Genomic DNA, 20,824 nt, shown 5'->3' on the forward strand with positions numbered 1-20,824 from the left:
CCTTACCAAATATAACCTTGTTGTTCATCATCTTTACGCCATAACAAACCATGCACAATAGCGCCTAACAAGCCATTCCAGAACATCACGGGTAATACCATATGCCACAAGTATAGTCCAAAGTGCAAATCGCCACCACTAGCTAATATCATAAAGCTACGAATAACGCCATCTAGCAGCGTACAAATAGCTACTATACCACTAGACCAATACCAGCGTTCTTCATAGATACGATGCTTTACGGCAGATAGTAGGTATACCACAATTACGTAAGGGAATAGATGGAGCCCAAAAAAGTTAGATATCAATACATCATGTACGATACCCCCAATAACAGCGGATATCAGCCCCATACGACGACCTTTAAATAAAGTAATCATAACAATTATCGTCAAAATTAAGTTTGGTAACCAATTTGTATGGAAAATAGTAGGCAATAATTGCGCTTGTATAAAATATATTAAAAATCCAGAGAGAGCTAAAGCTAGACGCATCATTGTTTAACGGCCCCCTTTGCACCCTCTACTTGATCTCGTTGTGTTTGAGGCACAAGTTTAGGCTCAAGTTCTGGTTTTTGTGGTGCGCTTAGAGAAGACGAGGTAAGCACAAAAACTTCTTCTAAACGATGAAAATCTACACTCGGTGTGACTACCGCATTTTTAACAAATCCTTCCGAATCATTTTCGATAGATTGCACGTTGCCAACAGGTAGACCTTTCGGATAAATGCCTCCATATCCAGAGGTAATCAACTTATCACCTACCAATACATCACCATCGCGAGCAATATTTACCATAGATGGTGTACGAGGTGTATTGCCATTACCTTTTACAACGCCAGACAAACGAGATTCAGGTCGTTGTACAAGGATACCTATTGCGCTACGCGGATCAAGAATGGTTTGAACGCGAGCAGAATGCGGATATACATCTGTAATAAAACCAACGACACCACTAGGTACAACAACAGCCATATTAACTGCCATACCTTCTTCACTCCCTTTATCAATGGTGAAAGTATTTGTCCAAGTACCGTAATCCTTTGTAATGATACCTGCTAAGGTCATGGAGAATTCTGGATGGCTACTCTTATAGTTTAAAAGCTGACGAAGGCGAATATTCTCTGCCACTACTTCATCGTAGTTAACTACCTTTTGTTCCAATGTAGCTTTACGAGATGCTTCCTCTTCGCGTTCGATAGTAGAGAAAATAGCATTATTAAGTACTGTAAAGCTAGTTTGGACGCCCTCTAATAAACGAGCTGACCCATAAGAGAAAGGCGTTGTAATTCCTTCAAGGGTAACCGTAACAAAGGGAATACTAGTCCGTTGCTTCCACGCAAAGCCGAGCAATGACATTAGGATACAACCAATGACAACGATGATAATTAACTTTTTATCTGACTGTATCATGCTAGTCTCGGCCCTTTCTATTCTTAGAATTTACAATAAAACGCGATAAGCTCACCAAATCAGATGAGGCCCCATTAAGGCCTACCACAACTTTTGTTTCAGGTGCTTCAGGAACGTGAACAGGTACACCTACTTCAGTACCAATCCGATCCGCTAATCCAGATAGTCTTGCTGTACCGCCAGTAAGCCATATGCCATGTTGCATAATATCAGCCACGATTTCTGGTGCCGTAGCACGAATCATTTGCTTAACCTCATCCAAGAGTCCTATCAAACATTCATTTACAACTTGGTACACTTCAGATTGATGAATCACACAACGTCTACCTAAGCCGTTCATCATATCGCGCCCTTGAAAGGCATACTCTGCATCCTCTAAAGGAGCGACAGCTGTTCCTAATGTATGCTTAATATCTATTATAGTTTCATCAGATACGATAATGCCAAAACACTCACGCACATAGCGTAATAAGGCATTATTAATATCAGAACCACCAAAACGAATTGTTTTGCTATCTACGATACCACCTAAAGAAACAATCCCCATATCAATAGTGCCACCGCCGATATCAATAATCATAGATCCTTGTGCTTCAAAGATAGGCACACCACAACCAATAGCAGCCGCCACAGGTCGTTCGATAAGAAATACCTCTCGAGCACCAGCTTGAATAACAGCATCCATCATGGCTCGTTGCTCAACATCGGTCATCCCACAAGGAACCCCTACGACAACGCGGGCTCGACGCAATGCATTAGACACCTTATTAAGAAAGTAGCTAAGCATAGTATGCATAACGCGATAGTCAACTATAAATCCATCCTTTAAAGGCGTTAACGGACGCCATATATCGGGCATGCGCAATACGAGGCGCGCCGCTTCATCACCAACGGCTACTACTTTTTCTTGTTTTGTATCAGTTGCTATAATCGATGGTTCGCTTATAACAGTCCCTCGCGTCCCCCCCATGAGGCGCGTTTGTATGGAACCAATATCTATACTTACATCTTTTCCTAGAGTAGGTAAAATGGAACTCATAGTAATTTCTCCTTCATTACATCATCATTCCATTTTACCATATATAACGCGACTTTTTCCATTGATATCAGTACCTTTCCTTTTGTTAAAAGCACAGATAACGCATAATCCCTGTACTCATAAGTCATACATAAAAATTACATAACTTCATACATACAATCTCATACACAATAAGGAAAAGCACTCATTTATAGGAACTTACCCATGCGTCAAAATTAGGTATAGTTCAAAATGAATGCTTTTAATAATCTTACTTGGCTTTGTTCAGTTTATTTAGGCTCAGCTCAATTTACCAATTTCGCTGAGGCTCGTAAATTCATTATCCCCTATAACAATATGATCGAGTACAGGAATCCCCATAAATTGACCAGCACTAACAAACATTTTCGTTAGCCGTATATCTTCATCACTTGGTCTACTATCACCTGACGGGTGGTTATGGATTAGGATAATAGCCGCTGCATTGCATGCTATAGCTTTTTTAAATACTGCTCTTTGCTCTACAAGACTTGATACCAATCCACCATTAGAGATATGTTCCAACTGAATAAGCTTATTTCGAGATGTTAACATGGCAGCCCACACATGTTCCACATCTTCGTGACGCAGTCGCTCCATCACATATTGAGCTATTACAAAAGGTTGCGAAAAATCTTCATAAGTCTCTTTAATCTTAAGCTCCCCTAGACGCCTACCCATTTCAAGTGCTGCGCATAGCGTCACTGCTTTATCTCTACCAATACCCTTGATTTTGATTAGATTATCTACGGTCATTCGGTTAAGACCATATACGCCATCATCAAAGGATTGTAGGATATCACTTGCCAAAGAAATCGCAGATTGCCCCTTTACCCCTGTGCGCAATAAAATAGCCAACAACTCCTCCATTGCCATATGTGAAGGGCCTAAGGCGAGAAATTTTTCTCGAGGGCGCTGGAATGGTAGCATATCTTTTACACTTACTGTTGGTACTTCCATAGAATCTCTCCATTCAAATAGATAACACCATTTGTAAATCAAACAATAAACACATCTACTCTCTTAAAAATTATTTAGCACAGCACAGCACAGCACAGCACAGCACAGCACAGCACAGCACAGCACAGCACAGCACAGCACAGCCAATTATATCACTATCTGTCTAATACGCTAGTACTATTTTGCCCCTAACGCCTTGCACAGTTCCTCGTATACATGTTCAACTGGTAACCCTACCACATTAGTATAAGAGCCCTCTATTTTATCTACCCATAATGCACCTTTTCCTTGGATGCCATAAGCTCCAGCCTTATCCATCGGTTCCCCACTAGCAATATAAGACTCGATTTCAAAGGGTGCTAATTGTTTAAAATATACTTTTGTTTCATTGTGAAAAACTATCTCCTCCCCTTTGATGAGTAACGCGACTCCAGTGATTACAGAATGTGCTCTACCCGATAAATGCTCCAACATATGGCGTGCATCGGATTCATCATGTGGCTTTCCTAATACTTTATTATCAAGGACAACAATAGTATCTGCGCCTAACACAATACTTCCGTCTGGAACACCTACAGCACAACGAGCCTTACCTAATGCTTGGGCTTTCACCATTTCAATAGGGTTGTCGTAACCCTCATTAGATTCCTCATAAGTACTGGATACAACAGTATGATCAATCCCAACCTGTGTTAATAATTCAGTTCTACGTGGTGATTGACTCGCCAAATATAATCCAGCCATATACGCTCCTTCGTATTAAAAAACTTGTACATAAAATTCTTGGTATAACTAAACTATCCTGCCTATCCCCCAGAACTTACCATCCCTTACATAGTTGTTCCTTTATCTTCTTCTGAAGAAATTAATCTTTCATAATATTCTTGTACATCTTCCCCATGTTTTACCGCATCAGCTCGCACCGCTGCATAAAATACAATATCCGCTTGAGGCACACGAATACGGCCAGGCACATGCTCTTCTAATATTTCAAAGAATCTATCGTCGGCTTTCAACAACAAACGGCCATTTTTAACTTTATTTCCATCTACAATAGAATACACAAGAGACCAAATCGGGCGCGGGTCAGAGGTAGAACATTTTCTATATTTATAGCGGTATTTAATATTTGTCAACAACTCACGTTCAAACTTGAACACCCCATCAATCATGTTATAATCTACTTCAAAATGACGATTTCTAAAGATAGAGTTCTCTTCAATCACAAGCTTTGTATCTGTCAAAATATATGTATATCGACTAACAGCCTGTTTAACCATAACAATGATGGCCATGATTTCAATAAAATACTCAGCTAATAAAACCGTATGTAATTGAATACTGCGATACGTTGTATAAGCTGCTGCACACAACAATAAAATCACAAAAAATACTACCAATAACTCTGCACTTCTGGTGCGCTGAGATTTTTCTTCATATAATACTGTCATGCTTTACCCCTTTTAAAGAAATCACTAATTAATAACTATACATCCTATTATAAGATATTCTATGCATAAAAACTACAAAAACCCCGTCTATATCCAAGATATAGACGGGGTTTTATGACTCTATTAGTCACTCAGTTCAGATGCGAACTATATTATTTTTTCAACGCTGCTGTAATACGTTGAGTATCACGAGCAATCATGATTTCTTCGTTTGTAGGAATTACGAAGATTTTAACCTTAGAGCCTTCAACACTGATTTCTTGTTCTTTACCACGAACATTATTGCGTTCAGAATCAATACGAGTACCTAAGTATTCCAAACCATTACAAATTGCATCGCGGTTACCGATACCGTTTTCACCGATACCTGCAGTAAAGATAATAGCATCTACACCGCCCATAACAGCCGCAAAGGCACCGATTACACGGCGAACTTTGTAATGGAACATATTCAATGCCAATTGTGCGCGTTTATTGCCGTTAGCAGCAGCTTCTTCAATCACACGGAAGTCATTGGATACACCAGAAATCCCTAATACACCGGATTCTTTATTCATAACTCTATCGATTTCTTCATAGGTCATACCTGTTTTTTCCATCAAGAATGGAACGATAGCAGGGTCAATATCACCTGTACGCGTACCCATGATCAAACCGGACAATGGAGTAAAGCCCATTGTAGTATCGATGGAGCGACCACCTTTAATAGCAGCCACAGAGGAACCATTACCCAAGTGGCATGTGATGATACGAAGATCAGTCATATGTTTACCCATTAATTCTGCACAACGTTGCGCTACATATTTATGGGATGTACCATGGAAGCCGTAACGACGAATACCATAATCTTCATAATAAGAGTAAGGAAGCGCATACATATATGCTTCTTTTGGCATAGTTTGATGGAATGCAGTATCAAATACAGCAACTTGAGGTACATTTGGCATAATAGCTTCACAAGCTTCAATACCTTGAATGTTTGGTGGGTTATGCAATGGTGCAAGAGAAGCACATTCTTCCAATGCTTCCATAACTGCTGGAGTAATCAATACGGAATCAGCAAATTTTTCACCGCCGTGTACTACACGGTGACCTACAGCATCGATTTCATCCATGGAAGAAATAACACCAAATTCAGCATCAACTAAAATATCTAGCAAAATGCGAAGCGCTTCTTTATGGTTCAAAATTGGTTCAATGCGTTCTAATTTATCTGCATTAGGACGTTTGTGAGTGAAGATAGCATCTTGATCACCAATCTTTTCAAAAAGACCTTTTGCCAATTCTGTTTCAGTTGTCATATCAAGTAATTGATATTTCAAAGAAGAACTACCGCAGTTAACTACTAATACGTTCATCGATTAACCCTCTTTCTGTTGTGTAACTTGAATCTTGTTTTGAATTTCTTTGCTGATATCAGCACCTACCTGATCCTTTTCAGGATATTGGTAGACTATATTCCACAATACGCCATGATCTAAGAATACGTATTGAGAAATTCTAAATATTTGTCCTTGCGATGTAACAGTAACATCAAGCTTTTTAGCAGATGCACCTTCTAATGCTACGGACTCTTCTTTGATGGTCGCGCCTACTTTAGCAAATTCAGACTTACTGTGATTAATATACTCATCTACCGTAGGTAACGGTTTATTTTCACCAGGCCGTAAAGCCTCAACCTCAATTACCATATGTTCTGTAACAGATCCATAAATATCGATTGGATACCCCTTATCAGACATATTTTTTGTACTTTTACCCATTTCATAAGGCAAAGCAATGGTAATTTCAGATTGACCAGCACGGATAACTTGATGGCCAAAACTATATGTATCCATTACATTTGTAGAGCCACATCCCGCCATTGCTAGCAGCACAGCACCGAGCAGAGTCCCTTGTAATGTACGTTTCCAATTTTGTTTCATCATATACCTCACATCAATTCAGCATTTACAGTTAATTATAGCCTATAGTGTCAAGAAAATCTATACTAAACTTAATATTTACACATAACATCATTTCTATAAACAAGCCTTTTTTATAGATATCATGAAATGTAGTTTACAGCATTTCTTCGCTTTGTTACACTAACAATAATGAAAGGAGTCACTATGAAAACAATCGGTATTATCTGTGAATACAATCCATTTCACAATGGACATGCTCATCAATTACATACCTTAGCACAAGAGCATCCTGAAGCGCTGCGCATTTGTATCATGAGTGGTTCCTTTGTACAACGAGGAGAACCTGCTATTTTTTCTAAATATGACCGTGCTCGTTGGGCTATTCTCGGTGGTGCAGACATCGTTATCGAGCTACCTACACTCTATTCTTTGGGTAGTGCACAACTGTTTGGAACAGGTGCTATTCGCATGGTAAAAGCTTTACATATCGATGCACTCTCCTTTGGTTCTGAAACGGCTGATTTAGATACATTCGTAGATATAGCTAAACGTATGGATTGTGAAAGTACTCAAATAGTATTACGGACCTATATTAACGAAGGCATGTCCTATGGCTCTGCCTTCCGTAAAGCCCTTAATACAGAGATGCTCAACACCCCTAATGCACTGTTAGGACTTGAATATATTCGGGCAGGACTTACCTATTATCCTTCCTTAAAATATATACCAATCTTACGCACATCAGATCATCACGACGCGAATATTACAAAAGATTTTCCTTCTGGTACAGCATTGCGTAAACTCATAACAGAAATGGCTACAAGTAGTAACAATTGTAATAAAAATAGTATCTACACTTCTACAGATATAGATACAACGACAAGTACAAATTCAAATTCAACTGCAACTGCAACTGCAACTACATTAACAAAATTAAATGCACTAAATAGTAAAATAAAATTACAACTTCAGTCAATCGTTCCTAAAACTATTGCAGACGATATGACTAATATAATTTCTAATGGTGCTTATGTAAACTATAACCGCTACTATGATATGGTCCATACCTTAAGTCGTCGTACTTCAACTAAGGAGCTAGAAAGCTTTGGAGAGTTCAACGAAGGCATTGAACACTTATGGTCCAAAGCGGCCCAACAACCTACGTGGAACTTGGCTATGAAGCAAATAAAATCAAAGCGCTATACCTATGCCCGTTTACAACGAATGGGAGCCTATCTCACCTTAGGAATACAAAAAGATTTACTACAAAGTGCTATACAGGAAGCGCCACAATATGCTCGCTTGCTAGCCTTCAACGATAGAGGTCGTCAATGGCTTCGAAATGATTTTGAAATACCACTTATTCAAAAATGGGCCAAAGCACCTAATGAATTAAATACGTTGGGACAAACGATGCATCAAATCGATACATTAGCTACAGATATACAGGCCTTATGCTTACATAATGAAGTTAAACGAATAGGTCATATGGACTACACCTATACGCCACAATACATAAAATAAGCAAAACTACGATCTGGTAGAAACATTCTGCACATAAATATAAGAGTCAAATAATTTAATTTTATTAAGATAATCATCTTATTATATGGTAATACTCAAAAAAAAGAAGGGGTTACAATACAGATTATTCCTGTATTGTAACCCCTTCTTCACCATCCAGATCAGCGACGGCAACGCGTACACTTTCAAGATGTGAAGTAGGAATATTTTTACCTACATAGTCCGCTCGTATAGGCAATTCACGATGACCACGATCGACGAGGACGGCCAATTGAATAGATCTTGGTCTGCCAGCCGTCATTAATGCATTTAAAGCAGCACGGATGGTACGGCCAGTATACAAAACATCATCTACAAGAATAATTGTCTTTTCCGTTGTATCAATCGTACACGGTTCCCCCTCTTTAGGACGAGCATCACGATCATCACGATACACTGCAACATTCAAAGACTCACAATCAATATGAATACCTTCTATACGCTCAATTTCCGCTTGTAAACGTTTTGCCAAAATGACACCACGCCGTTCAATACCTACAATTAACGCATTAGATAAACCTTTATTGCGTTCTAAAATTTCATGACTAATACGACGAATCGCACGCATTATAGCGTCTTGATCCATTAGTAAGCGTTTCTTTTCCATATATACGCCCTTATAGCATAGGATTGTTCTATGCCCCTATATCCAAATAAGTAGTAAAAATAAGTACTTAAACAATCAATGTAAACATTTAGACTATTTTCGTTTATCTTCACGGTAGGTCTTAGCAAATTCTAAGCACGCCTCAAAGTCAGCTGGTACCGGTGCTTCAAAGTGCATTTCTTCACCTGTAATAGGGTGTTTAACATCTAACGATTTAGAATGTAATGCTTGCCCTTCAATCGGAAAATCCATGCGGCGGTACCCATAAAATGGATCATTAACGACAGGATGCCCTATATGAGCAAAGTGAACCCGAATTTGATGGGTTCTACCAGTCTCCAAATTACATTCTACCAATGTTTGGTGACCATATCGTTCAAGAACCTTAAAATGAGTTACTGCATCTTTACTGTTTTCAAAGACTACAGCCATTTTCATACGGTCTTTAGGATGGCGTCCAATAGGCGCCTTAATAGTCCCCTTTTCTTCTACAATATTACCTTGTACTAGCGCCCAGTACGTACGTCTTGCAGAATGTGCTTTTACTTGCTCTGCTAGACCAATGTGTGCTGCATCATTTTTTGCCACCATCATAACACCAGACGTATCTTTATCTAAGCGATGCACAATACCTGGCCTAATTTCACCATTAATACCTGATAGGTCCTTACAATGGAATAATAGAGCATTTACAAGGGTTCCAGAATAATTCCCTACTGCAGGATGTACCACCATGCCACGAGGTTTATTAACAATAACAATATCGTGATCTTCGTATAAATAATCTATAGGGATATCCTCAGGTTTAACCTCAATCGATTCGGGCTCTGGGATTTCTACATGAATGATAGTATCAGGTGTAAGCCGAAGATTAGCCTTTCCTACTTTATCACCTACTGTAACATGACCACCTTTAATTAAACTTTGAATATAGCTACGAGATCCTTCCATCTGTTCAGTTAAAAATACATCTAGTCTCATGCCTTCTTGCTCAGCACTTACAATATATTCATTCATCCTCTATTCCTCTTTGAGTCAAGTATAAGATATATATTTATTGACGAATCAAGTCAATGATCTATAAAGGACCCTAATAATGAAAGCTATTCATGGTCCTCTTTCAATGAAAACAAATAAAATACAACAAAAGCTACACCTATGCAAATACCAATATCTGCCACATTAAAAATAGGCCATACACGAAAATCAAAAAAGTCCACTACCCCATGAATCATGTATCGGTCAATGCCATTACCAATTGCACCTGCGACTAATAAGGCGGATCCGATTTGCAAAGTCCAATGGCCCTTAGCTAATCGCTTCCAATAAAAAGCACAAACAGCTAATAGAACAAAAGCCACTAGTAAGAAAAACCATCGTTGATTCGCTAACATGCCAAAGGCTGCACCGCGATTAATAATATAGGTAAGATGAAATACATTAGGAATAACAGGTAAAGATTCACCTAACAAAAAATGATTCATTACATAATATTTAGTTAATTGGTCCAATAATAACCAAATGATAAGTACTGTATAAAACAAGATTAACTCCCTTACTATAATATAATTCTTAATAGTCCTATTATACTAAGTTACGCAAATTTAGGCAAAATAAAAAGCCCCTCAATGAGGGGCGTGTTTTATTTGTGATTACTCAGCGGAAATTATTCAAAAGTGCCATCTATACACGTCATTACTGGATTTTATGTATTTTAGGTTGAGCAACGGTTAAGCAACCGTTCTAGATTTAAACGACTTAATTCAATCCGAATAGCTCAGTTTTAACAGATTCTTTATATTTCTCAGATGGATTCCAAATTTCCATAAATTTATCGAATTCAAGTTCACTCCTAAATGTTGCTACCTGGTCATCCCAACCACTTATATGGCCCTCTGGAGGTAATACAGGAATGTTATTCCAGTCTAACGCACGTCTTAATCGCTTATATCCATCCTCTTGTAAATCTGATATATCTACAACGTCCGAGATATTATTATGCTCACAAATATGTTTATATAAATCTTTTACTGTCATTCTAACTTTAGCCATTCCGTACACCCTTTCCATTCCTTGTCTAGTTACTAACCATGATTTACCGGATTTCCGGCATTCGGTATCCTTAAACTGTTTATTTGCGTATCGCTTTAAGCAGCATTGCTTAATCGAGTCGGCGGGTACACCCCATATCTCGCCCGCTTCTTGAGTTGTCATTACATCGTCTAACTTCACAATACCCCCGTCGCTTTCAGTAAATTATAGATTGATAGGATTAGCGCTATCACGCTGATTATTAATGTTAACCTTGCCATCATTATACCTCAGTTGATATAATGAAAGAGAGATGGTAGGAGCCCTTTCGGGCTCCTGTGGTTACTCCTTGTTAATCGCTGTTATCACCGCCGTGATTAGCTGGATGATTGCGATTACTAAAGGCGGTAACCACTTTAACCACTTCTTTTTCATTTTCAACTTTTCACCTCCTTTCTATGGTTTTATTATAACACGATACCGTGTTATTTGCAAGTGTTTTTTTTTAATTTTTACACAAAAAAAAGACCTTACCAGGACATATTCCCGGTAAGGTCTTTTACATTATTATAGTCAATCCATGAGTCCGCCTGCTCATGCTCAGGAGATGTGTGGATCACCTCGCTATCCGCGTATCGCAATTCCGATTGTCGCACCCGCTCCCAGTATTTGGGATAGGTTGCGTTGCATCTTGAGTCGATGGATTGTTTTCTTGTCGTTCTCTACTTTGTTCTTCAATTCGTCTATAGAGTTCGACATTTCTGACAAGGTAACTTCTTGCTTCACTAAGTCCGCTTTGGCTTTGTCCAATTCGGTCGTTAATTTGTCGATTGTATTCCTTGCTTCTATCAATTCTTGTTGCTGCTTCATGACTAAGCTCTGTGCTTCGGTCAATGGAATACTGGATGCTTCGATTAAGCTCAAGGCTTTCTCGTTGTTGCTTTTCAATTCGTTCCACTGACTCACGGGCACGCTGATAGTCGGTTCCGCTTGGTTGGTAGAAGATGTATCCGAGGCAAAGACAGATGACGAGCCCAATACCACCGATAACAATATAGCGGTAAGTAGGGTTATTAAATAAAATTTTGATTTTGTCATACATCATACCCCTCCTGTTGCATAATCCGTAATGCCCCTTGCGATAGCACGCACAATAGTATCAAGGTCATTATTAAGTAGTTCTAAATCATCATCATTGTCTATGAATGCCATTTCAACTAACACGGCTGTTGCATCCGTGCCGTTTAGCACCCATAAATCTTGCCGTTCTTTTACACCACGATCAACCGTATTAATACTACGGATGATTTGCGATTGGATGGCCTTCGCTAGCCGTTGCCCATTAAAGGACTTATAAAGTGTTTCTGTACCCCTAGCTTGAGTGTTAAAAGCATTGCAGTGCAGAGACACAAATATATCCGCTCCCCATTCATTAGAAGTTTCACATACAAGACCTAGGTCATCATTCTGTAAAGTTCTAACTTCGCATCCTGCTGTTTGTAAATAACAAGCCAATAACTTACCCGCATCACGAGCAACGTCGCATTCACGACGTCCTGTGTTAGGATTTACTGCTCCAGAGTCCAGGTCAATATCATGACCTGGATTTATAAATATTTTCGTCATTACTACTACCTCCTTCTAATTTATCAGGGACACCATTATTGTTTCTATCCAACCAAAGGCCTAGGAAGCCTACTACGGCCGTCAATACGCTAGGAATGAATATGTGGTCAATAATATTGAGCCCAACATCAATCAACTTATTAGTTTCACTTGATACATAACCCCTAGCAAATGCCATAACATACTCTGTTATGACTAACCAAATAGGAATTAGCATAACAAGCACTAGAATCCGTGTCGCTAGTACTCCAGTAGGTCTAATGTTAGCAACACGAATAGAACTATATACAGATTTCAGTCGGTTCATGATTTGATATTTCATTATCAGTCACCTCCTATATCGTCCGTGTTAAGTGTGATACTTCTTCCTATCGGCATATTATTTAGAACTTGGACATGCATCAGTTCAGTACTCAGGCTCTGAACTGTGGTTTCAAGGTTATTGAGCCGGTGAAATTTCGCTGCATCTCGTTCTTCCAACTTGACCAATTGCTTTAGTATTTCCTGATTACTTTTTGTCAAATCCGCGATACTGTTGATAGCATCAGATAACTTATCATCATAGTCCTTACGCTGCTTATCCATGCGTCGAGCCAAATGGTCATCTAACTCTTGCTTAACTGCGACTAGCGAGGTATGTTCTAAGAACCACACCATAGCACGAAACGAACCCCTAAGGGCGGCCCAGATGACCCCCAAGAGGGTCACCCAAAATCCAATATCTGCAAAGTAGGCCGGAATTCCGAAGTCCATTAGCAATAATCTAATTTCGTCCATTTAGGCCTCCGCTTTCTCCCATTTCTCGTTATAAAGATTCCATTTTTTAGTATGGTCCGGATTGTAGACCTCTAATGAAATTTTTTGCATCATAACATTTCGTGGCGGATGAGATTCCTCACTAACAGTCATTTTATTAACCCTAATGAGGTCATAAGATTTTAAATCAAGGTTATCATCTGCCCATACAAATGCGGGGGTATTGATTACGGCAAGAGAACTGTTAGCGAAAGCATCCCTATCAATATCAGTGGCCTTAGGTAAATTGATAATATTGTGCTTGGTTCCAACGAATGCTAATGCACCAACTTTAACAACATTCGGACAAGTGAGTTCACCTTCCAAATCGCTACGGCCATAGAACTGCTTAGGCAAGATCTCTGTGGCCGTTTCCGGATTGAATTCAAAAAGACCTTTGATTTTAACAGTATCAACGACGTGCTCAATTAAGTTAAGATATTCAACATAAATATCATCTGCGCCATAAGGCTGAATTTTAATAGTTGCACTCCCAGATTGGATTTCAACAGCTTCTTCCTCACCGCGCACTCGAACTTTAAAGCCATCTTGTCCAGATACTCGAACTTCCGTATCCCCTTTTCTTGGCTCGTTAAAAGTAAGTGGTGCATAAGGTTGCTCAGCCAATGCATGGACAATAGCAGATAATATCGCTTCAAGGGTACCACTATTAATAAGGATATTCTTACCTTGAAGTGCTGAAACAACGCCTGATAAGTTAGGCATCTTCACTTTTAAGGATTCCAACCACTCCGCCTCGGTTCCTACGAATCCATGTGCTAAAGCAATTTCATAAGCACTTTTCCCGTTATTGCCTACCATGGTTGCTTTTACTTCCGCCTCTACTTTAATCGGACCTTCAAATCTTACTGGTAACGCTTCGTTTTGCATAATACATTCCTCCTCTAATCATGCATGGCCACATCCTGAATTATGTTGACTACCCCCATGCCCAGCTTGTAATATCGGCTAGGCTCCGATTCCTTATATGCAAAAGCATCATACACATGCTCACCAAAGGACTTGATTTCTAGGGTATCCTTTCCGGAAATATTGAATGTCGCAATCTTCCCAGATGCTACCCCTTGCACTTTAATAACAAGCGGACCACTTGCTCGCTTTCGTATGGCGAATACCGACTTGAATCCAGTCAAATCCACATTGTCATCTTGGACTGCGTAAACTATCCCGAAATCCTCGCCAATATTGAGGTCTATATCCTTTACATTCATTACTTATCATCTCCCTTAATTGAATGGAATCATACCTTGTTTGTCGTACCCGGTCACATCGACTACCAAATACTGAGATGTAGTCTTACCCGAGCAACCTACAGGATACGTGGTGACTGTATTCCAATCAATGAACTGATACGATTTCAGCGATACGGTACTCTCATCGTGAAATCTGAACGTTTGCCACACTCGCCCCGTGTGTGACTTTTTATCTCCGTTATTGATATTGGGCCCCCAAACGGATACATCGATTACAGACATGGGTATAATCGCAACCTTGACGCCATAAGTCTTTGGATCACGGGCCATGTTTGTAAAAGTATCCGGAACGTAGTTTGATAACTGGTTATACCAATCATGCGCATAGTGATCGATTATGCGTAGGTACCTGATGCGGCTATCATATATCACATCGTTCTGCAGATTGTAATCTGTTGCCCAAGACGCTTTATAATATTTGTGACGACCAAGAACTTGCAATGCTGTATTAGGCTTACTACTTCCTACCTTATCAACAAATCGAATACGAGGCGTGTCTGCATTAGCCGTAACATCCTCGAAATAACCGAAGCAGTAGAACTTGATGCCAGCTTTTACTTCATCAACCATTGCTTGCGTTACCTTTTCGCCTGGCTTAATTACATCCACTATCAGTACCATTAATTGCTCACGACGTTTATGGACCCACTGAGCTGCGAATTCATATCCTTGCGGAACCGATACTGCGATAAGAGGTGCATCGCCATGATATATGCGATTAGTAATATAAAAGACCTGGATTACATTAGCTTCCCCTGCAATATATCCGTATTGGAATTTACTCGTAGGCACCAACATAGGTGCGTAAGTTACAGGCTTGAGCGGGATTTGAACCGTTGGCGTTATCCCCCTCATTGTCCCGGTGTAGAGAACTGCCTCTTTTTGTTTAGGAAAACTAAGATATACTAGATTGTCATAGGTATCGTTTATAATCGTGACGCCTTCTTTATTTTGGATGTTAATAAATTCCATACGCCAGCCACCCTTCATACGTAAGATCCTTAAATTGACGATTAATATTATATTCATCCTGGGACACGGCAAAGTAATATGTTATGATATTGCCCCTAACCTCTGCCACCAAGTACTGTCCCATGGCTGCAGCCCAGACATGTTGCCCAGGCTGCAATCCATTCACAGTAATTTGTTGACGTCGATTAGGGATGTCAGATACATACATCCGTCCCTCGATACGTGTAAGCCTTTCCTTGAGATTTAGTATGATATTGCCGTTAGCATCATAAGCTAATACATGCGGTTCCATAATACCTCCTACCAGCACCCAAGTTTAATCCGAGGGTTATTGTCATCATCAAAACCTGTAATAATATTATCTTGAATCTCAACACGAGCACCGGTCTCTCTCGAACGAAGTAACCCAATTGTACTGGACACCGCCGCTAAATTTTCAACATGTAATTTATCGGCGGTGACTGCGTTAGCCTGAATCATCTTATTAACAATGACGTTATCATCGAACTTAGTCGCTCCAGTGATGTGAATCAATTTCCCCGCAATGTATACTCCGGACTGACTGAGGTTAATGCGAGATACCAACTCGCCACCATCAATCTCGCCAATACTTTTTTTAACTTGTAAATCGATGCTACCAGCTAACTCAGTAATGCGAGATTCCGTATGTGACGCCAAATTCGTAATTCTTCTAGTGGTCTCTTCAGAATTCTTATTGAATTTCTTATCAAGTTCCTTAATTCGTTCATCAACTTTATTCAGCCCGAGAGACTCAAGGTCTAGCAAGCTAGCATCAATTTGTGTCTTAATCACGACTTGCTTCTCGTTAACGAGTCCATCTCCGAACACATCCACAAACGAGCAACGTATCCGATATATTCCGGCTGAGTTCGAATACGTCAGCATGGTGCTAGTAGTTTCAAAATCATCAGTACGTTCATCTCCGATCACGTGGCATCTGATTGCGTATGCTTGTGCTGGCTTAGTTGAGAAATAAAGATTAAATCCCCCTAACTGGCTTTTTACTACAAGCTCAGGCGCGGCCAACTGCGGAACGTTATACTCGTATGTTGCTGCAGTCGAGTATTTGCCCAACGTGCTGCGAGCATATAAATAAACAGTATCCGCTCGTTTAGATAAGGTAAGTACAGCAGATGTACCTTTAACTCTTGCCAATAAAGTATTCGTATCTTTACCAGGATTATTATCGGTACGTAATTCGTAATAGTCGACGTCAGCATTCAGTACCTCATCCCATGATGCGGTGGCATTTCTGCTGAAAGTAATACCGAAATTACTAGGCATATCGGGTACCGCATCCATTGGTTTGACTATCACATCAACCATTTGAGCTGTTTCTGCCCTGTTGCCAAATCGATCAACCGAAATTGCTTTGATTCGATATTCCTCACCAGGGCCTAATGATTTGATAATAACCTGACTATTACTACTGCCAGCATACTGCCATTCTTGCCCCGCTACAGGCTTTCCGCTCTTCGACTTTAAGAGATACCAAATCTCCGCCACATCGAAATTGGCAGGATTACTAGGCGGGTCAAATAGCACTTGTAAGTCATAGTAAACACTTTTATCGGCAGTCTGATTATATCGACTGAGTACGTGCAAATTTTGCACATCCTCAGGTGCTTGCATCTTAGGTATGGCTATAGATTTTGTTACGCCAGTAGTTAACTGTCCTAACTCATTAATTGCCTGCACGCGTACTTCATAGTTCGCGCCTAGCAGCACATCGGATATTGTGGTAGTATTTGTGGACGCTGGGTCGTTTCCGATATATGTCCACGTATCGCTTTTTACGTTTCGGTAATTCACGACTACGTTTGAGACTTTTCCATCGCGAGGTAACTGCCACGTTACACCTATACGTGAATACATGATGCCATTAGTACCATAGACATCGCTCACTAACCCTACTGATTGAATATCAGATGCACCATGATTCGTATAATCAATACTTGGCACCGTGCCATCATCTGATACATAGAGTTCTGGATAATATTCCATGCATTGGATCTTACGGGTCATTTCTGATAGTGTCTTTGTAATAGCCAACACACGAAATGGCTTAGCCGATTTAGAGACCTCTCCGAATGCATATACCGCATCAGGCTGCACCGGTATAGCCTCTTTAACAATCACATTGAGACCTGATACATTTACTACGTTAAACGTAGAGACGATATCCGTAGAGTTGCTACGAATTAGTAACTGATAATTCTTCCCTGGTTGTACCGACACTTCCTTGTCAAGTGTAATCGTCTGGCCACTTACCGCAACCACACGACCGCCCTCGCCCCATTCAGGTATGTCATGCTGGATTAATATTATGTCCCCTACCGTGCATGCTATGGCATCCGTAAACGCCTCTATTGTCACAGTACGTATTTCATATTTATTGCATCGCAAGAAATGCTTACCGTGTTTATATGCCTGCTCAAGACTAGTACACCCCATGAGTTCAACTTGTGCCGGATTTGTTAGCGTATCCGACTCGTCGTAAGTATCCCCATATACTGGAATGACGTCTCGCTCATAATCCTTATCCTTATTAAGGAACGATATTTCAACAGAGTTAGCCCTAGCCTCCACACCTTGAAACTCTTCAGTAAAACTGCCGTGCTTTATATTGGCTACAGTAAACAACTGTACCGGTGTAGATTGATAATCACTAACACATGTGAACCTGGTTCCTACAGGAATTACTTTCCCTCGACCTACTGCCTCTGGATACTTTAACGCATCCCATAATCGCATAGCGGTGTCGTATATATAGTTGAATGTAAACCCATTTGTTTTGCACTTATCTGCCCATGCCTTAAATGCGTTATAGTCAAGGCGCATATGGGGCTGTCCAAATACAATATATTCACCGCCAATCTTACGACAGATGTGGATTAAATCATAAGCAGCCCAAGCCGGGTTATCAGCTGGTTGTGCTTCATACTTATTGATGTACGGATTGAATGCATATACCTCTGAGCGCTCTTGAATCCATGTCACTTTTGGATCGGTGCCGCTTAACTGGGATGTAGCCAAGGCCTTAATTCCAATGAGGGCTTTTCCCGGATGCACGAAATCGTCATAAATAATTTGGGTTAGCTGCACCCAGTAGACCTTATTGACATGGCGCAGGCTTTTCCCATCTTTCGCACTGCAGCGCATGCGGATTTCATAACGCGCCTTTTCGAGATTGTCAAAGCGAAATACACGATAAAACGCATTATTTGTCGCCTCTTCAATTCGTCCTGCATAATCGGATGTATTCGTCACGCTATTATCCGACTTGATAAAGTTCCACGCATCGCGGCGCTTAATATGACCAGCCATACCTTTTTGATTTGCTAAAGGTAATGCCTGCCAGGACTCATCGCCTACCTTACGAATTTCTGCTTTCAAAGTGACAGACGTACGGTCAGCGCCGCCGCTATCATTTGAATAATATAATCCGTTTGGGAATCCAACGGTTAACTCTATCGCGTCACACGCATCGCCTTGTACCTGTTGTGTATTCCATGATTCAGTCAATTCATAGTTTAGGGATTGATCCGCAAAGTTATCATTGAAATTTGGGATAACTGTTTGTTCATTTGTGCCTTTTCTGATATCCACCTGCACATCCTTATAATTACTGATTGGGTTAGCGTTTATACGAATATCTTCTATTTTTGATAATTCGCCCTCACCTGCACAATATAAAAGGTTAAGATATTGCTTTTCACCATCACTAATTACATGGCGGGATAATAATAACCCAGCGCTTTTCATCCGGCCATACGTCACGGCTAAAGGGTAGCCCTGTCCAGTAACAGTTTCGGTACCTCCCCAGCCATATGTATTTGACTGTTCGGAATTCGAACGGTCAACCTTAGGAGCAGTTAACTTTGAAATGATAGCATTACCTATCATCCCTACCGCCATAGCGATGACTGACCGCCAAATCAAGCTTTGGATACCAAAGATAGCACCCGAAGCAATACCACCGGTAAATACGGCCATCCCTATTGATAGAAGAACACCAAAGAATTTGCCCTCAACTCGAGGCATTACTACAATGTAGTCTTCATCGTTCACAACTGTATCCGGCGCCGCCTCATGCCCATTTACTGAATACGCCCATTCCCCAGGTGCGCTGAAGTAATAGCTGATAGGCTTGCCCTTTTTAAATGGCAAATATTTTGTATCCCGTTGCTCTGGCTTGAACGGATTATTTACAATAACTACGTTAACCATCTGCTACTCCTTCCTTTCATAAATGTGCTTCAATCGAGGCACGTATTTTGATATATGCTCTATACAGGTGCCACTGTGTTCAGTAGCGTGTATAAATTTACCTTCACCAAGATAAACCCCTACATGATCGAGATTTTTACCATATAGAGCAAATACCAAAACGCTCCCTGGCATTGGCTCACGAACCTCGCGCCATTCATCCATTTGGATTTGGGTATATTCGGGTAGTGATATTCCACTACGCCGATATACCTCAACAACTACATCCCAGCATTTCATTTCTGAGAATGGGATTCCTATCATATCAGTCAAGTCACTTATTGGATGCATATAGTCCTCCTTGCGGAATAGTAGGTTCTCCTCCAAATCGAGTACTGTTCCCCAATTCACGACATCGCGCTAGGGTTTTATTGCATTGATTTTCGTGACCCTTATATCCACATTGAACCCCTTTAAATTTGAACGGACAAAAATCCTTCATCACACGGATTAATGGGAATCGTCGAGTAAAGCTAAAGTCAGTACCCAGTGTAAACTCCATCCATTCAGCATTTGCATGAGTTCCTGTAATTACGAAATGCTCCTCTTGCTCGCACACATCAGCTATGTTCGTATTCACTACACGAATGATGACATTGGCTCCAGTGAATCCATTATTAGACTCTGCCATACGCTGGATTGTCCGAGTAACGTTAGATACAGATAACTTAATATTAGGCAAATCCGTTGCGTTCTCGGTGACATCTTGAATGGTAAATGGAAATGCGATATAGGTACTACCTTGAAATTGGATATTCTCCGTATTGTATACCAATCGAATCGTATCCCCTTTATAGGATATTTCTAACAGCATTAACCATACACCTGTGGCTGATATTTGGTTTTTCTCTAAAATCGATGCCGTTGAGAGCGGTAACAT

Annotated in this window: 24 protein-coding genes and 1 pseudogene; 1 reads left to right on the top strand and 24 read right to left on the bottom strand. The window is 40.3% G+C overall.

All coding sequences use genetic code 11. From position 1 onward, the window contains the following. Window positions 1-2: 2 nt before the first annotated feature. From mreD to KHY58_RS02585, 8 genes are all read right to left on the bottom strand, one after another. The gene (gene mreD, locus KHY58_RS02550; RefSeq protein ID WP_024061988.1) at window positions 3-497 is read right to left on the bottom strand and encodes a rod shape-determining protein MreD; all 495 of its coding nucleotides are present in this window, start codon (window positions 495-497) and stop codon (window positions 3-5) included. Next, a complete protein-coding gene (gene mreC / locus KHY58_RS02555; protein ID WP_024061989.1) occupies window positions 494-1,411 on the bottom strand; it encodes a rod shape-determining protein MreC in 918 nt (305 codons plus the stop codon). Before mreC ends, mreD begins: the two co-directional genes overlap by 4 nt. Before the next feature lies 1 nt (window position 1,412). Continuing rightward, on the bottom strand, window positions 1,413-2,450 hold the full coding sequence (locus KHY58_RS02560) for a rod shape-determining protein (RefSeq protein WP_195394641.1): 1,038 nt from the start codon (window positions 2,448-2,450) through the stop codon (window positions 1,413-1,415). 279 nt (window positions 2,451-2,729) lie between these two features. Beyond that, complete coding sequence (gene radC / locus KHY58_RS02565) at window positions 2,730-3,428, bottom strand: RadC family protein (RefSeq protein ID WP_024061991.1); 699 nt, start codon at window positions 3,426-3,428, stop codon at window positions 2,730-2,732. Window positions 3,429-3,605: 177 nt separating this feature from the next. Further along, window positions 3,606-4,172, bottom strand: coding sequence for a Maf family protein (locus KHY58_RS02570; RefSeq protein WP_004698546.1), 567 nt, complete (start codon window positions 4,170-4,172; stop codon window positions 3,606-3,608). 86 nt (window positions 4,173-4,258) lie between these two features. Next, on the bottom strand, window positions 4,259-4,879 hold the full coding sequence (locus KHY58_RS02575) for a hypothetical protein (RefSeq protein WP_024061992.1): 621 nt from the start codon (window positions 4,877-4,879) through the stop codon (window positions 4,259-4,261). Between the two features lie 152 nt (window positions 4,880-5,031). After that, window positions 5,032-6,237 (bottom strand): acetate/propionate family kinase, encoded by a 1,206-nt coding sequence (locus KHY58_RS02580; protein WP_004698711.1) that lies wholly within the window; start codon window positions 6,235-6,237, stop codon window positions 5,032-5,034. 3 nt (window positions 6,238-6,240) lie between these two features. After that, window positions 6,241-6,804: a hypothetical protein gene (locus KHY58_RS02585; RefSeq protein WP_024061993.1), complete on the bottom strand. Its 564-nt coding sequence runs from the start codon at window positions 6,802-6,804 to the stop codon at window positions 6,241-6,243. A 186-nt stretch (window positions 6,805-6,990) separates the two neighbouring features. Between KHY58_RS02585 and KHY58_RS02590 the strand changes: the two genes are divergently transcribed. Beyond that, window positions 6,991-8,310, top strand: a complete 1,320-nt coding sequence (locus KHY58_RS02590; RefSeq protein WP_024061994.1) for a tRNA(Met) cytidine acetate ligase — start codon at window positions 6,991-6,993, stop codon at window positions 8,308-8,310. Between the two features lie 124 nt (window positions 8,311-8,434). Here KHY58_RS02590 and pyrR read toward each other — a convergent pair whose 3' ends face one another. From pyrR to KHY58_RS02670, 16 genes and pseudogenes are all read right to left on the bottom strand, one after another. Next, the gene (pyrR, locus tag KHY58_RS02595) at window positions 8,435-8,956 is read right to left on the bottom strand and encodes a bifunctional pyr operon transcriptional regulator/uracil phosphoribosyltransferase PyrR (RefSeq protein ID WP_004696466.1); all 522 of its coding nucleotides are present in this window, start codon (window positions 8,954-8,956) and stop codon (window positions 8,435-8,437) included. 93 nt (window positions 8,957-9,049) lie between these two features. After that, the gene (locus KHY58_RS02600) at window positions 9,050-9,973 is read right to left on the bottom strand and encodes an RluA family pseudouridine synthase (protein ID WP_024061995.1); all 924 of its coding nucleotides are present in this window, start codon (window positions 9,971-9,973) and stop codon (window positions 9,050-9,052) included. A gap of 86 nt (window positions 9,974-10,059) precedes the next feature. Next, complete coding sequence (gene lspA / locus KHY58_RS02605) at window positions 10,060-10,503, bottom strand: signal peptidase II (protein WP_287507655.1); 444 nt, start codon at window positions 10,501-10,503, stop codon at window positions 10,060-10,062. 211 nt (window positions 10,504-10,714) lie between these two features. After that, window positions 10,715-11,008 (bottom strand): hypothetical protein, encoded by a 294-nt coding sequence (locus KHY58_RS02610; RefSeq protein ID WP_278471933.1) that lies wholly within the window; start codon window positions 11,006-11,008, stop codon window positions 10,715-10,717. Continuing rightward, a pseudogene (locus KHY58_RS02615) lies at window positions 11,009-11,188 on the bottom strand (helix-turn-helix domain-containing protein); the annotation flags it as partial. A gap of 423 nt (window positions 11,189-11,611) precedes the next feature. Then, window positions 11,612-12,085: a hypothetical protein gene (locus KHY58_RS02620; protein ID WP_278471792.1), complete on the bottom strand. Its 474-nt coding sequence runs from the start codon at window positions 12,083-12,085 to the stop codon at window positions 11,612-11,614. Window positions 12,086-12,088: 3 nt separating this feature from the next. Next, on the bottom strand, window positions 12,089-12,613 hold the full coding sequence (locus KHY58_RS02625) for an N-acetylmuramoyl-L-alanine amidase family protein (protein ID WP_278471794.1): 525 nt from the start codon (window positions 12,611-12,613) through the stop codon (window positions 12,089-12,091). Then, entirely contained in the window at window positions 12,582-12,935 is a 354-nt protein-coding gene (locus tag KHY58_RS02630) for a hypothetical protein (protein WP_278471797.1), read from the bottom strand. The genes KHY58_RS02625 and KHY58_RS02630 overlap by 32 nt, the downstream gene beginning before the upstream one ends. A 2-nt stretch (window positions 12,936-12,937) precedes the next feature. After that, the gene (locus KHY58_RS02635; RefSeq protein WP_278471800.1) at window positions 12,938-13,390 is read right to left on the bottom strand and encodes a hypothetical protein; all 453 of its coding nucleotides are present in this window, start codon (window positions 13,388-13,390) and stop codon (window positions 12,938-12,940) included. After that, window positions 13,391-14,299, bottom strand: a complete 909-nt coding sequence (locus KHY58_RS02640) for a lysyl-tRNA synthetase (protein ID WP_278471802.1) — start codon at window positions 14,297-14,299, stop codon at window positions 13,391-13,393. A 14-nt stretch (window positions 14,300-14,313) separates the two neighbouring features. After that, entirely contained in the window at window positions 14,314-14,640 is a 327-nt protein-coding gene (locus KHY58_RS02645; RefSeq protein ID WP_278469880.1) for a hypothetical protein, read from the bottom strand. A 15-nt stretch (window positions 14,641-14,655) separates the two neighbouring features. After that, window positions 14,656-15,654 carry a hypothetical protein gene (locus KHY58_RS02650; RefSeq protein ID WP_278471805.1) on the bottom strand — a complete coding sequence of 333 codons (999 nt, stop codon included), beginning with the start codon at window positions 15,652-15,654 and terminating at the stop codon, window positions 14,656-14,658. Next, window positions 15,641-15,946, bottom strand: a complete 306-nt coding sequence (locus tag KHY58_RS02655; RefSeq protein WP_004697572.1) for a hypothetical protein — start codon at window positions 15,944-15,946, stop codon at window positions 15,641-15,643. Before KHY58_RS02655 ends, KHY58_RS02650 begins: the two co-directional genes overlap by 14 nt. Before the next feature lie 8 nt (window positions 15,947-15,954). Next, entirely contained in the window at window positions 15,955-19,905 is a 3,951-nt protein-coding gene (locus KHY58_RS02660; protein WP_278471810.1) for a host specificity factor TipJ family phage tail protein, read from the bottom strand. A 3-nt stretch (window positions 19,906-19,908) separates the two neighbouring features. Beyond that, the gene (locus KHY58_RS02665; RefSeq protein WP_278471813.1) at window positions 19,909-20,235 is read right to left on the bottom strand and encodes a C40 family peptidase; all 327 of its coding nucleotides are present in this window, start codon (window positions 20,233-20,235) and stop codon (window positions 19,909-19,911) included. Then, window positions 20,219-20,824, bottom strand: coding sequence for a DUF1833 family protein (locus tag KHY58_RS02670; RefSeq protein WP_278471815.1), 606 nt, complete (start codon window positions 20,822-20,824; stop codon window positions 20,219-20,221). Before KHY58_RS02670 ends, KHY58_RS02665 begins: the two co-directional genes overlap by 17 nt.

The organism is Veillonella parvula (assembly GCF_018366295.1).
Taxonomy (GTDB): domain Bacteria; phylum Bacillota; class Negativicutes; order Veillonellales; family Veillonellaceae; genus Veillonella; species Veillonella parvula_P.

What these genes read in the sequence shown, in the direction of transcription:
- mreD (WP_024061988.1), bottom strand. Translation starts at nt 497, where the DNA reads ATGATGCGTCTAGCTTTAGCTCTCTCTGGATTTTTAATATATTTTATA.
- mreC (WP_024061989.1), bottom strand. Translation starts at nt 1,411, where the DNA reads ATGATACAGTCAGATAAAAAGTTAATTATCATCGTTGTCATTGGTTGT.
- KHY58_RS02560 (WP_195394641.1), bottom strand. Translation starts at nt 2,450, where the DNA reads ATGAGTTCCATTTTACCTACTCTAGGAAAAGATGTAAGTATAGATATT.
- radC (WP_024061991.1), bottom strand. Translation starts at nt 3,428, where the DNA reads ATGGAAGTACCAACAGTAAGTGTAAAAGATATGCTACCATTCCAGCGC.
- KHY58_RS02570 (WP_004698546.1), bottom strand. Translation starts at nt 4,172, where the DNA reads ATGGCTGGATTATATTTGGCGAGTCAATCACCACGTAGAACTGAATTA.
- KHY58_RS02575 (WP_024061992.1), bottom strand. Translation starts at nt 4,879, where the DNA reads ATGACAGTATTATATGAAGAAAAATCTCAGCGCACCAGAAGTGCAGAG.
- KHY58_RS02580 (WP_004698711.1), bottom strand. Translation starts at nt 6,237, where the DNA reads ATGAACGTATTAGTAGTTAACTGCGGTAGTTCTTCTTTGAAATATCAA.
- KHY58_RS02585 (WP_024061993.1), bottom strand. Translation starts at nt 6,804, where the DNA reads ATGAAACAAAATTGGAAACGTACATTACAAGGGACTCTGCTCGGTGCT.
- KHY58_RS02590 (WP_024061994.1), top strand. Translation starts at nt 6,991, where the DNA reads ATGAAAACAATCGGTATTATCTGTGAATACAATCCATTTCACAATGGA.
- pyrR (WP_004696466.1), bottom strand. Translation starts at nt 8,956, where the DNA reads ATGGAAAAGAAACGCTTACTAATGGATCAAGACGCTATAATGCGTGCG.
- KHY58_RS02600 (WP_024061995.1), bottom strand. Translation starts at nt 9,973, where the DNA reads ATGAATGAATATATTGTAAGTGCTGAGCAAGAAGGCATGAGACTAGAT.
- KHY58_RS02610 (WP_278471933.1), bottom strand. Translation starts at nt 11,008, where the DNA reads ATGGCTAAAGTTAGAATGACAGTAAAAGATTTATATAAACATATTTGT.
- KHY58_RS02620 (WP_278471792.1), bottom strand. Translation starts at nt 12,085, where the DNA reads ATGACAAAATCAAAATTTTATTTAATAACCCTACTTACCGCTATATTG.
- KHY58_RS02625 (WP_278471794.1), bottom strand. Translation starts at nt 12,613, where the DNA reads ATGACGAAAATATTTATAAATCCAGGTCATGATATTGACCTGGACTCT.
- KHY58_RS02630 (WP_278471797.1), bottom strand. Translation starts at nt 12,935, where the DNA reads ATGAAATATCAAATCATGAACCGACTGAAATCTGTATATAGTTCTATT.
- KHY58_RS02635 (WP_278471800.1), bottom strand. Translation starts at nt 13,390, where the DNA reads ATGGACGAAATTAGATTATTGCTAATGGACTTCGGAATTCCGGCCTAC.
- KHY58_RS02640 (WP_278471802.1), bottom strand. Translation starts at nt 14,299, where the DNA reads ATGCAAAACGAAGCGTTACCAGTAAGATTTGAAGGTCCGATTAAAGTA.
- KHY58_RS02645 (WP_278469880.1), bottom strand. Translation starts at nt 14,640, where the DNA reads ATGAATGTAAAGGATATAGACCTCAATATTGGCGAGGATTTCGGGATA.
- KHY58_RS02650 (WP_278471805.1), bottom strand. Translation starts at nt 15,654, where the DNA reads ATGGAATTTATTAACATCCAAAATAAAGAAGGCGTCACGATTATAAAC.
- KHY58_RS02655 (WP_004697572.1), bottom strand. Translation starts at nt 15,946, where the DNA reads ATGGAACCGCATGTATTAGCTTATGATGCTAACGGCAATATCATACTA.
- KHY58_RS02660 (WP_278471810.1), bottom strand. Translation starts at nt 19,905, where the DNA reads ATGGTTAACGTAGTTATTGTAAATAATCCGTTCAAGCCAGAGCAACGG.
- KHY58_RS02665 (WP_278471813.1), bottom strand. Translation starts at nt 20,235, where the DNA reads ATGCATCCAATAAGTGACTTGACTGATATGATAGGAATCCCATTCTCA.
- KHY58_RS02670 (WP_278471815.1), bottom strand. Translation starts at nt 20,824, where the DNA reads ATGTTACCGCTCTCAACGGCATCGATTTTAGAGAAAAACCAAATATCA.